Source organism: Erwinia sp. PME.40.26/001 (assembly GCF_055556675.1).
In genome coordinates, this window is record NZ_JBVHNP010000008.1 from 130,323 (window position 1) to 142,016 (window position 11,694).

12 protein-coding genes are annotated in these 11,694 nt (G+C 51.6%); 10 read left to right on the plus strand and 2 right to left on the minus strand.

Annotated elements, in window-relative coordinates; genetic code table 11:
* Positions 1–91: 91 nt before the first annotated feature.
* Both ACZ3HG_RS19140 and ACZ3HG_RS19145 read right to left on the minus strand, forming a co-directional pair.
* A complete protein-coding gene (locus ACZ3HG_RS19140; protein ID WP_465333892.1) occupies positions 92–577 on the minus strand; it encodes a hypothetical protein in 486 nt (161 codons plus the stop codon).
* Positions 578–583: 6 nt separating this feature from the next.
* Positions 584–1,384, minus strand: a complete 801-nt coding sequence (locus tag ACZ3HG_RS19145; RefSeq protein WP_465333894.1) for a winged helix-turn-helix domain-containing protein — start codon at positions 1,382–1,384, stop codon at positions 584–586.
* Positions 1,385–1,836: 452 nt separating this feature from the next.
* Here ACZ3HG_RS19145 and ACZ3HG_RS19150 point away from each other — a divergent pair, with 452 nt between their 5' ends.
* The 10 genes from ACZ3HG_RS19150 to ACZ3HG_RS19195 form a co-directional block, all read left to right on the plus strand.
* Positions 1,837–2,364 (plus strand): fimbrial protein, encoded by a 528-nt coding sequence (locus ACZ3HG_RS19150; protein ID WP_465333896.1) that lies wholly within the window; start codon positions 1,837–1,839, stop codon positions 2,362–2,364.
* Positions 2,365–2,450: 86 nt separating this feature from the next.
* Positions 2,451–2,984 carry a fimbrial protein gene (locus ACZ3HG_RS19155; protein WP_465333898.1) on the plus strand — a complete coding sequence of 178 codons (534 nt, stop codon included), beginning with the start codon at positions 2,451–2,453 and terminating at the stop codon, positions 2,982–2,984.
* Between the two features lie 123 nt (positions 2,985–3,107).
* Positions 3,108–5,642 (plus strand): outer membrane usher protein, encoded by a 2,535-nt coding sequence (locus ACZ3HG_RS19160; RefSeq protein ID WP_465333900.1) that lies wholly within the window; start codon positions 3,108–3,110, stop codon positions 5,640–5,642.
* Positions 5,643–5,766: 124 nt separating this feature from the next.
* The gene (locus ACZ3HG_RS19165; protein WP_465333902.1) at positions 5,767–6,510 is read left to right on the plus strand and encodes a fimbria/pilus periplasmic chaperone; all 744 of its coding nucleotides are present in this window, start codon (positions 5,767–5,769) and stop codon (positions 6,508–6,510) included.
* A 27-nt stretch (positions 6,511–6,537) separates the two neighbouring features.
* Positions 6,538–7,164, plus strand: coding sequence for a fimbrial protein (locus tag ACZ3HG_RS19170; RefSeq protein WP_465333904.1), 627 nt, complete (start codon positions 6,538–6,540; stop codon positions 7,162–7,164).
* Positions 7,165–7,174: 10 nt separating this feature from the next.
* Entirely contained in the window at positions 7,175–7,690 is a 516-nt protein-coding gene (locus ACZ3HG_RS19175; protein ID WP_465333906.1) for a fimbrial protein, read from the plus strand.
* A complete protein-coding gene (locus ACZ3HG_RS19180) occupies positions 7,687–8,175 on the plus strand; it encodes a fimbrial protein (protein ID WP_465333908.1) in 489 nt (162 codons plus the stop codon). Before ACZ3HG_RS19175 ends, ACZ3HG_RS19180 begins: the two co-directional genes overlap by 4 nt.
* Positions 8,172–8,696 carry a fimbrial protein gene (locus ACZ3HG_RS19185; RefSeq protein ID WP_465333910.1) on the plus strand — a complete coding sequence of 175 codons (525 nt, stop codon included), beginning with the start codon at positions 8,172–8,174 and terminating at the stop codon, positions 8,694–8,696. The genes ACZ3HG_RS19180 and ACZ3HG_RS19185 overlap by 4 nt, the downstream gene beginning before the upstream one ends.
* 1,363 nt (positions 8,697–10,059) lie before the next feature.
* On the plus strand, positions 10,060–10,593 hold the full coding sequence (locus ACZ3HG_RS19190) for a fimbrial protein (protein WP_465333912.1): 534 nt from the start codon (positions 10,060–10,062) through the stop codon (positions 10,591–10,593).
* 391 nt (positions 10,594–10,984) lie between these two features.
* Positions 10,985–11,694: hypothetical protein (locus ACZ3HG_RS19195; RefSeq protein WP_465333914.1), on the plus strand; the 710-nt coding region annotated here is incomplete at its 3' end.

Below are 11,694 nucleotides of genomic sequence, written 5' to 3' on the forward strand. Positions count from 1 at the left end.
ATTGATTAAAACAAATCAACGCAATTGCATTTATTTACATTCGCTGTTTTTTTGCCAGGCTGTTGTTTGTTTTTTTAGCGGGTTTTTATTGCTAATCACCGTATCGGTTACAAAGAAAATATGGGTTGGATAATCCTTTAAAAATAAATGTGTTTTTTTTAGTTTCCTTTATTTCAACATAAAATTCGACACCGTTTTTTTCTGGTGTAATGTAACGTTGCCAGAATTCCTCAGGGACGTTATCTATGGGGTGAATGGTTTGTTTTACTATAGTCACCCTATTCATAGAGCTTAATTTTGACTCGTTCACTTTAAGTGACAAGCTTCTGGATATTTTATAATCATGATTACTTCCTTTAAGTGTCCCTATTAACTTCATTGCGCCTTTTTCAGGCGTGGTAAAAACGATGTCTATATGCAGGTTGAGGTGTAATTCGTCTTGTCCCTCGATAGCGATCCTGGATTTCACTTGAGTATCACAACGAAAGTTCCCCCTGGTTAGATAGCTATGGAATGTCAGGATTATTAAAGTGATAATCACAATGGAAAATGACATTATAAAAATTGTTCTTTTCATGAAGTATCACTTAATTATTTTATAGTTGATGCAATTATTATAGCTGTCATCGTCAATTTTAACACAAACTGCCATAAAGAAAACCCTAAGGAATTCATTGTTAGGGCGAGTCTCCGCATAGTAAACATCAGTCTCCTCCTGGGAGCAATCTATACCTTCAGCAATTATCATTTTCCTTGCTTTTAGGGCCAACCCGGACGATGGAAGACTACCATCAACATTATAAATGTTGCATTTGTTCTGTATGGCGCTGGAGGGTCTTGCCTCCTTCTTGAAAAAGTTAGCTAGTGTCAGGCCTGCAACGGTAACGACTGCTATCAAACCGACTATCAAAAGAGCGTTTTTTCCCCTGATTTTCATTCCGTTATCTGTTGACGATTCTACAGGACTGGCGTCTATCACCATGGCTGCATCTTCTGTTAACAGAGGCGTGTTTTCTGTCTGTACTACCGGATTGTTAACGTTAGATGCTGTTAAAACAATAGGATAGATTTCTGCTTGCAGCCTGAACCCAAGACGCGGCAGGGTGACGATAATGTCCTTGTTGGCCCCTAAACTCTCGAAGGCTTTTCTTAATTCACTAATGTGATTATTCAGAGTGGCATTAGAGGGCGAAAACCCATAATCCTCCCATACACGCTTGATCAACTGATCGCGGGATAAATCAATGTTGCTGTTGTTAACCAGTTCATTTAACAGGCGAGTTGCGGGCTTCGATAAACCCAATGATAACTGACTGTCGTTTTTCAGTACCAACTCTCTGCCTTTGGGATCGAAAATTATTGTTAAATTTATAATGTATTTCATGGGTATCTCACTTGTCCCTTAACTCGAATTTTTTGTTTACTGCGCAATAAGAATAGTCTTGTTTTTTTGCTGCCCGGAATTTAGAGGTTTTAGACGCTCCTCGTCAACCCTAAAGTTGGTAATTATTTTTTAGCAAAAAACTTATAAAAATTATCGCTATATAACTTGTAGATGCTTTAGAAGAACCTGGGTATTAATGCTCTTTGCTTGCCATGATTTTTGTTAATCTGGTTTTAAATGCTAATTTTGATCGATTAATTGGATTATTTGTCTTTTTTTTATTTTTTTATGTAGCATTTATTCAGTCGCCGAAGCCCTGTTCATGGAGTTAGGCAGTGGGTACGTTGCAAATAGGTGACGACCCGCTATGCCTCTCAGGGTGTGATATCGCATTAACTTGCCGCGACGAAAAGAAAATAGGATAAACTTTTTTATTAAGGACGAAGCAAAAAATGAAATTGAATAAAATCATGATGGCAGCAGTATTCGCTTTCGGTACTATTTCTGGCGCACAGGCTGCCGATCAGGGCCACGGTAAAGTAACATTTACGGGTTCTATTATCGATGCTCCTTGTTCAATTGATCCGAATTCTGTGGACCAGACGGTAGATCTTGGTGCAGTTTCTAACGTTTCCCTGCTGAAAGGTGGTAATTCCGCGCCTAAACCTTTTGACATCCATCTGGAAAAATGCAGCCTGGAAACGGCCAAGTTGGTAACAACGACCTTTGATGGTGCCCCAGGTAAAGATGGCTTGCTGGGTATGACCGGCGACGCTAAAGGTGCCAGTATTGCTATTACCGACGGCAGCAACAATGTGATAAAGCTGGGCCAGCCAACTTCTGAAAATACTATTAGTGCCGGCTCTACTGAAACCACACTTTCCTTCAGTGCTTATCTGAAAGGTGATGGTGGCGAGGCTGAGACTATCATTCCTGGTAAATTCCAGAGCGTGGCAAATTTCATTCTGAACTACAAATAATCCGGTCCAATGACATAGTTAATTATGCATGCGGGTGTATCCCGCATGCATTCTTTTGAGTATTGTCTACGGAAGGTTTGTCAGCAATGAAACATCTAATGATTCCTTATTCGACGCTTTGCCTGTTGATACTTTTACCTTTGCCAACTAGTCAGGCGGTGGCGAGTTGGGGGCGGGTCAACATGCAAGGCGCTGTTATAGAAACAGCCTGCGCTATTGATACAGACAGCCGCGATCAAACTATTGATATTTCCGTGATGCCATTAACCAAAATAATACGTGACGGACAAGGGCTGACTCATCCATTTACTATTCGGTTAGTTAACTGTGTTTTAAATAGAGTTGACGATAATTTAACACAATGGCAACGTTTTCAGGTGACATTTGATGGCCGGGTGGATAATGGACTATTCGGTGTCGATGGGCAGGCTGAAGGTATAGCCCTGCAGCTTACTGACCGTCACGGCAATATAATCATGCCCGGGAATCCAACACTTTTGCCTGATGTTGTCGTGAGCGATAGAGAGCTTAATTACTTTCTGCGATTGGTCAGTAATCAACAGAAGTTACGGAGTGGGGAATATACCTCAACGATCAGATTTAAAATGGATTATTACTGATCGGTTCTTGCTGGCTCGGACTTTAAGAGCGGAGACTGATTGAATCGGTGTGTATGCTATTTTTCCGGTGCATGGGTTTTTCATTGATATCGCTGGCACAAGAATAAAAATGGATTTATTAGCATGATAATGCCTAAATGGAATTTATTACCCTTTCGCCCCCGTGCTTTGGGTTTTTATATTGCCTGTGCACTGGGGTTCTTCGTGTGGGATGCCAGTGCGGAAGAGGTGCAGTTTAATACCAATGTGCTTGATTTAAAAGATCGAGAGAATATTGATTTGGGACAGTTCTCTCGCGGCGGCTATATCATGCCGGGCAGTTACATGATGCTGGTACGAATTAACAGGCAGGAGTTGCCTGAGCAATCCGTAATTTTTTATCCCGCAGAGAGCGATGCCAAAGACAGTGCAGCCTGTATCAGCCCTGCAATGGTCGAACAGTTCGGCTTAAAGCCGGATATGAAAGAAAAACTGACCTGGTGGCATCAGGGTGAGTGCCTGACTCTGGATAGTCTGCAGGGAATGTCGGCGCGTGCCGATCTGGGCAGCGCCAGCCTCACCGTAAACCTGCCGCAGGCCTATCTGGAATATGCGGCAGACAACTGGGATCCGCCTTCACGCTGGGATGAGGGTGTTCCGGGCCTACTGATGGATTATTACGTGAATGCACAGACCCAGCGCCAGCAGCAACGTGGCCAGCAGAGCTACAACGTCAGTGGCAATGGCACGGTTGGCGCCAATCTGAGTTCGTGGCGGCTGCGTGCGGACTGGCAAACTCGCCTGGATCATCAAAACGGCAGCGCTGAAGGGACGCGTCAGAACTGGGACTGGAGCCGCTTTTACGCTTACCGGGCTATTTCCCGTCTGGGGGCGAAGCTGTCGGTCGGAGAGGATTACCTGTATTCCGACATCTTTGATAGCTTCCGCTTCACCGGTGCCAGCCTGGTCAGTGATGACAGCATGCTGCCGCCGAACCTGCGTGGCTACGCGCCAGAGGTGACCGGGGTGGCGCGTACTAATGCCAAGGTAGTGATCAGCCAGCAGGGGCGTGTGCTGTATGAGACTCAGGTCGCCTCGGGCCCGTTTCGCATACAGGACATCAATGACGCTGTCTCCGGGCAACTGGATGTGCGGATCGAAGAGCAGGACGGTAGCGTACAAGAATTCCGCATCGATACCGCCAGCATTCCGTACCTTACACGGCCGGGGACCGTGCGTTACAAAGTCGCGAGTGGTCGACCTTCTGACTGGAAGCACAACATTAACGGAGCGCTGTTTGCCACCGGGGAGTTTTCCTGGGGGGTTAGCAACGGGTGGTCGCTGTACGGCGGCGGCTTGGCGGGCGGGGATTATAACGCGCTGGCAGTGGGTGTGGGGCGTGACCTGATGATGTTCGGCGCGCTGTCGTTTGATGTGACCCAGTCGCGTGTGAGCTTGCCACAGTGGGAGGATAGCACCTTGACCGGCGGCTCTTACCGGTTGAGCTATTCGAAAAACTTCGACGAGTATGACAGTCAGGTGACTTTTGCCGGTTACCGCTTCTCTGAGCGTGACTACATGTCGATGAGTGAGTACCTGGATGCGCTGACCTATGGCACCCGCAACCAGAGCAGCAAAGAGATGTACACCATCAGTTTCAGCCAGCACTTCCGCGATCTCGGATTAAGCGCCTACCTGAACTATAACCACCAGACTTACTGGAACAGTGCTGCCAACGATCGCTATACCCTGACATTGTCGCGCAATTTCGACATCGGTCAGTACAGAAACCTGAGCCTGTCGTTGACGGGGTACCGCAATAAGTATAACGGCACCAACGATGACGGCATGTACCTCTCGCTGTCGGTACCTTGGGGTGGCAGCAAATCGTTCAGCTACAGCAGTAGCTATGATCGCAGCGACAACACTCATCAGGTGGGTTATTACGACCGACTTGAAAATGGTGACAGTTATCAACTGAGCAGCGGTATCACCCGCAGCGGCGGTACGGCGAGCGGTTATTACACCCATCAGGGCGATATGGCGCAGGTGAACGCCAACGCCAGTTACCAGGAAGGGCGTTACTCATCGGCGGGGTTATCGTTACAGGGGGGGGCAACGGCCACCCTTCAAGGCGCCGCGCTGCACAGAGCCGGGATGATTGGCGGCACGCGCATACTGCTGGATACCGACGGCGTAGCGGATATTCCGATCGGCGGTTATGGTGCCGTGACACGTACCAACGGCTTCGGTAAAGCGGTAATCACCGACGTGAACAGTTACTACCGCAACAAGGTCAGCATCGATCTGAATAAACTGCCTGAAAACGCCGAGGCGACGCGATCCGTGGTGCAGGCGACCTTGACCGAAGGGGCCATTGGCTACCGCAGGTTTGAGGTGATAGCCGGTGAGAAAGCCATGGCGGTGCTCCGCCTGGCTGATGGTTCTACGCCACCGTTTGGTGCCACAGTGCAAAACCACAAAAAGCAGGACGTGGGTATCGTTAACGACGGTGGCAGCGTTTACCTGAGCGGGATTAATCCGGGAGAAGCAATGACCGTGCACTGGAACGGGCAGGCGCGATGTGCGCTTAAGCTGCCGGCGCAAATACCGCACTCCGATACCACAGACCTCCTGTTGCCATGTCGGCTACTGCCGGTAACTGCAGAGGCAGAGTGAGTGATGTATACGACAGTAAAAGAATTTTTAGCCATTGTGGCAGGGTGAAATAGCTTCATCTTTCTCCGGCCAATTTTTACTGAATTTAAAGAAATCAGATAGCGAGTAATTAACGATGAACTCTATGAATAAACCTTTCTTATCCCTAACGGGCGGTCTGCTGATAAGTGTGTTGTGCATGCAGCAGGCACAGGCGGCGATTGCGCTGGATCGCACTCGCGTAGTGTTTAACGGTGCTGACAAATCGGTCAGCCTGAGTATCAGCAACGAGAACAAACAACTGCCCTATCTGGCTCAGGGCTGGGTGGAAGATGCGCAGGGCAATAAAATTACCACGCCGCTGACGGTGTTGCCGCCTTTGCAGCGCCTGGAGCCAGGTGCAAAAAGCCAGATCAAGGTGCAGGCCTTACCTGCCGCTAACCTTTTGGCCCAGGATCGCGAGACGCTGTTTTATTTCAACCTGCGCGAGATCCCGCCAAAGAGCGAAAAGCCCAACACGCTGCAACTGGCGTTGCAAACGCGCATCAAGCTGTTTTACCGGCCCAAAGCGCTGAGCAATACCGAAGGTGCGGCCCCGTGGCAGGAACAGCTGACGCTGACCAGGCAGGGTGACAAGTATCAGGTCAATAACCCGACGCCATATTACGTGACGATTGTCGAGGCCAGCGGCAAGCAAGGCGGAGCTGGCGCTAAGGGGTTTGAACCGCTGATGGTGCCGCCACAAGATAAAGCGATGTTGAATCTTGGCGTATCCATTTTGGGTAATGCGCCGGTGTTGACTTACGTTAACGACTACGGCGGCCGCCCGCGGTTGCAGTTCAGTTGTGGCGGGGCCGACTGCAAGGCCAGGCCGGTCAAACAAAGCTGATGACTGGTGTAACACAGGGAGCGGAACATGCAACAACGAAGACAAGGGAAGGGGGGCTGGTCTTGCCCTGCACAGCAGGCTGCAGCGGTGTTGATGGTATTAGGCAGCATGATGGCACTGCTGGCGGAAGCCCGCGCCGCGGATAACGGGAATGTTGAGGGTGCCAATGGCGTGTTGCGTGTGCACGGTGCGCTGACCGAGAGCGCGTGCCGGTTGGAAATGGCCTCGGCTTACCAGGATGTGTGGCTGGGGGAAACCGGTACTGGGCGCATGGCGAAAATTGGCGCACAGGGCACACCGGTAACCGTCAGGCTGCGCCTGCGGGACTGCCTGCGCAGCACGGCGAACAACCGTGATGACCGTAACGCAAATCTGTTGTGGAGCCTCCAACAGCCTGCCGTGTCTGTCAGTTTTGTTGCCCCGGCGGATGCGAACAACCCACAGCTGATAAGCGTGCGTGGGGCCTCCGGGGTGGCGTTACGTATGCAAGACTCGCTCGGCCGGGATATTCGCCTGGGTAGCCGTGGGGCACCTTTGCTGCTGGCCGCAGGCCAAGACTCGCTGGACTACGTTGTGACACCGGAACGCACGCGTGCACCGCTACAGGCGGGTGCGTATTCGGCCCATGTAGACTTCAGGCTTAACTATGACTAAGGCGGGTGACATGGATACGGGAATGTTATGCGGGCAGAGAGCGGCGCTGTATGCGCTAGGCCTGGCACTGGCCTGTTGGGGAGCGGGATCCCAGGCGATGGAGAATTCCTCCTCGGCTACGGTAACGGTCAACGTGACGGTGGTGGCAACGCCGTGCGAGATCAACCACAACGATCTGATCGAAGTGAAGTTCGGTAACGACGTGATGACGACCCGCGTAGGGGGAGATTATAAAAAGATGCCGATCGTCTACTCGGTGCAGTGCCAGGGCGGTACGTCAAATGCGGTGAGGATGTTGATAGACGGCAATGGCGCGGCGTTTGATGGTGACGTCCTGGGTACGGCAAAAACCGACTTTGGCATTGCCTTGCTTAATAACGGTAACCGTATGCCGATCAACACCTGGCTGAATTTTACCTATCCGGATTTGCCAAAGCTTGAGGCGGTGCCGGTTAAACGCCCAGGCGCCAGCCTGACCGGCGGGCCATTTTCTGCCGGAGCCACGATGAAAGTGGAATATCGATGAAGCGCTATTCATGCACTCTCCTGCTGCTGATTGGCAGCGTGCTGAGCCCGGCAGGGCTGGCTGCGGAAAATATGCGGCTCTACGGTACCCTGGTTGAGCCGCCCGCCTGCACCATCAACAACGGCAGCGAGGTCGATGTCGATTTTGGCAACCGTGTGGGGGTGAAAAAAGTGGATGGAGTGCAATACCTGCGGCCAATGAATTACCGGATCACCTGCGATCCTGACGCCAATGCTTTCGCGATGACGCTGGAAATCGTCGGCACCCCGGCGGATTACGACCGGGCGGCGGTAGTCGTGACCGGCGTTAACGATCTGGCTATCCAGATTAAGCAAAATGGCGTGCCCTTTGAACTGAATAAACCGATCCCCATCAGCCTGACCAACCCACCGCAGCTTGAGGCCGTGCCGGTAAAGCGGCCGGGTGCAACGTTAACCGAGGGGCCGTTTGAAGCCACCGCGACCTTAAAGGCGGTCTATCAATGAAAGTACTGATTTATGCGGTACCGATCGGCTTGCTGATGGCAGTTAGCGGCGCGGTGCAGGCCGACAATGTCCGCCTGCATGGTGCACTGGTGGCGGAACCCTGTGTGATCGCGCCGGGTGATGAGAGTGTGAAGTTGGAATTTGGCACGATGATCGACAAATACCTGTACACCAACCAACGCACTCGTGGCCAGGCGTTTGCTATCCGGTTGACGGCGTGCGATCTGAGCCTGGGAAAAACGGTAAAGGTGACCTTCAGCGGCACGGAAAACCCAAGCCTTACGGGATTGCTGGCGATTGACAGTGGAAGTCAGGCTTCCGGTATTGCCATCGGTATGGAAACTCCGGAGGGGCAGAAATTGCCGCTCAATAAAATCGGCCCAGGCTACCGGCTGGACGAGGGCAGCAACACGCTGACGGTACAGACCTATGTGCAGGGTGAACCGGAGGCGATTGCTAAACGCAGCATTGAACATGGACCGTTCAGCGCCATTGCCACCTTTAATCTGGAATATGAATAAGGCGGCCAGTGACGGGTTAAATGCTTAGGCCTGGCTTGGGCCGGTGGTTTACTTCTACTGGAACCACCATTGCACCATGTGCGTTAGAAAATCGCCATCTAAAACGCCGGTGGCTTTACGAGCACGCCCCGACGACGAAGTCTATTACAGGCGGCTATCGATGAGCGGCGGGCAGGCGTATGAAGAACGGTGAAAGATTTGGGTGATGCAACGATGAGTGAGGACTACTGGTGGAACAGATTAACGACACCGGGTCTTGTATGTGCTCGCCCGTTTACCACTTCCTGCTTCATTTCATTTTGAGGTCACTATGCGTTTGACTCTACTTGTTTTTTTATTCTTTTCTACCATAGCTGCTTACGGTGCTTCCCTCGATCTACAAATAGATCCTACCGGAAATTATTACATCGTTACCGGGATCGACGTAAGTGGGATCAGTTCGACTTATTACCAACCGGGCGCATCCTGCTTCGGCAGCACCGTTCACAGCGGTTTAACAATTATTGGGCCCAGATCCTACTCATGCTCTACTGAATCGAGCACTTGTAGGGTCCCTAGCGCTACTGCTACCAGAACCGACCCAAGCCGTATAATAGCTACCCTTATTGGAGCGCATATCCCCGTCGCGTATGTCATCGGAGCCACTGGATGGAGGATCCAGACGAACAACGGACTATTTTGTACCGTACATGCGAGTATAACGCCGTCGCGTGCCATCATGGCGTGGACGAGCACCACCTGGAACGTAGGCCCGCCCGAGCCCGTTCATTGCAGTGTAACCGGGCCTTCAGAGCTGACTCATTCGGTACAAAAAACAACCGGTATGTCGAGTACCGTGCATGACATCTGGACCGTGAGTTGCTCTGGCACGTCGACGGTTACTCTATCGACAACGAGTGATGTGAAACTACGCTCCGGGTCGGATGAAATCGATTCCGGATTATATATAGAGGCGGAGGGGTTAACGGCGATGGACTTCACCACCGGTAACTACGCTCACCCAGTGGCGATCCTGTCCAAACTCAAATCCTCCACAGCTCAACCCGGGAGCTACCAGGGGGCGGGCATCATAACCATCTCATGGCCTTAACCAGATTGGGTCTTACAGGAAGTTTGACCCTCGACAGGATTATGAGCCCAGGCCCGGCCGATCCCAGTGAATATATCGGATCTCCAGTGGGGAAAATGCATAGTCTCTCACGGTTCTTCATCGCGCCACGCGCGTAAGAAAATCACCGTGCACAACGCCGGCTTTATAAGTAAGCCCGAAGGCTGGGGCAGTTACAGACAGCCATCAACGAACGGGTGCAACGTTAACCGAGGGGCCGTTTGAAGCCACGGCAACTTTAAAGGCGGTCTATCAATGAACGGGCGCAACGGACTGATTTATGTGGCACCGATCGCTTTGCTGATGGCATTTAGTGGCACGGTGCAGGCCGACAATATACGCCTTCATGGTGCACTGGTGGCGGAACCCTGTGTGATTGCGCCGGGTGATGAGAGTGTGAAGTTGGAATTTGGCACGATGATCGACAAATACCTGTACACCAACCAACGCACTCGTGGCCAGGCGTTTGCTATCCGGTTGACGGCGTGCGATCTGAGCCTGGGAAAAACGGTAAAGGTGACCTTCAGCGGCACGGAAAACCCACGCCTGAAGGGGCTGCTGGCGATTGACGGCGGCAGCCAGGCTTCCGGTATTGCCATCGGTATGGAAACTCCGGAGGGGCAGAAACTGCCGCTCAATAAAATCGGGCCAGGCTACCGGCTGGACGGGGGCAGCAACACGCTGACGGTACAGGCCTATGTGCAGGGTGAACCGGAGGCGATTGCCAAACGCAGCATTGAACACGGACCGTTCAGCGCCATTGCCACCTTTAGTCTGGAATATGAATAAGACTGAAAGCGACGGGTTAAAAGCTTATTTGTGTTGCTTGCCCGTACGCGTTGGCAACTGCGGCGCAGTGTAAAGCGTAGGCATGAATTTTTTAATCTGAGTGGTTTTGCAACGCACCCGGATAAAACCCAATTGGGAAGGATTGAACATGGATTTGACTGGCTGGGCCTGTGGTTCACCCCCACGGGGACCTCCATCGCGCCACGCGCGTTAGAAAATCATCGTGCACAACGCATGCGGCTTCACGAGCAAGCCCGAAGGCGGGGGCTATCACAGACAGCCATCGACGAACGGGTGCAGGCGTATGAGGCACGGTGGAACATATGGGCGAAAGGGATGCTGCGGCGCTAATTCGCTTCTCTGGAAAAACAACCAATACCCGAGGGCGTCTATGCGCATCGTTAACTCTATCGCACTAATTCTATTGTTCCAACTTACTGCCATCCCTTCCCACGCATTCTCCTATTCGCCACAGGTCGATCTCTCACGACCGATTGATGAATGGTCTCCCCTCAAGCTCTCCAATTTTGTATTCACGCAGTACAAGGCGTGGCAACCCTATCCGGACACAATGCGTATAGAGGTTGTAATTTCAACGACCCGGCCGTCGGCCATCAATTCGGGAGTTGAAGCCGCGTACCGTACCCTGGATTTTCCCTGCATTCGGAGTATCGACAGGCGTGAATATACATGCGGAGGTGTGTTTGTCAGCGAGGTCAACGACTCTGGCGAAGTCGCACCGCCCACCGAAACCGCGATACTCAATGCGGTCAAAGTTAATATCGAACGAGCACCGATCCGACTGGAATTGTATAACAACGGATCGGTGATTGCTGCGGGCCGCTGCGATCTGTTTGCATCCCTGGAAATCACAGGTAAGGGCGGGGGGCGCTGGGGATATCGCGATTCGAATTGCTCCAACACCACTCCTCCTCAGACCGTTCATTGCAGTGTAACCGGGCCTTCAGTGCTGACTCATCCGGTACAACAAACAACCGGTATATCGAGTACCGTGCATGACATCTGGACCGTGAGTTGCTCTGGCACGTCGACGGTTACTCTATCGACAACGAGTGATGTGAAACTACGCTCCGGGTCGGA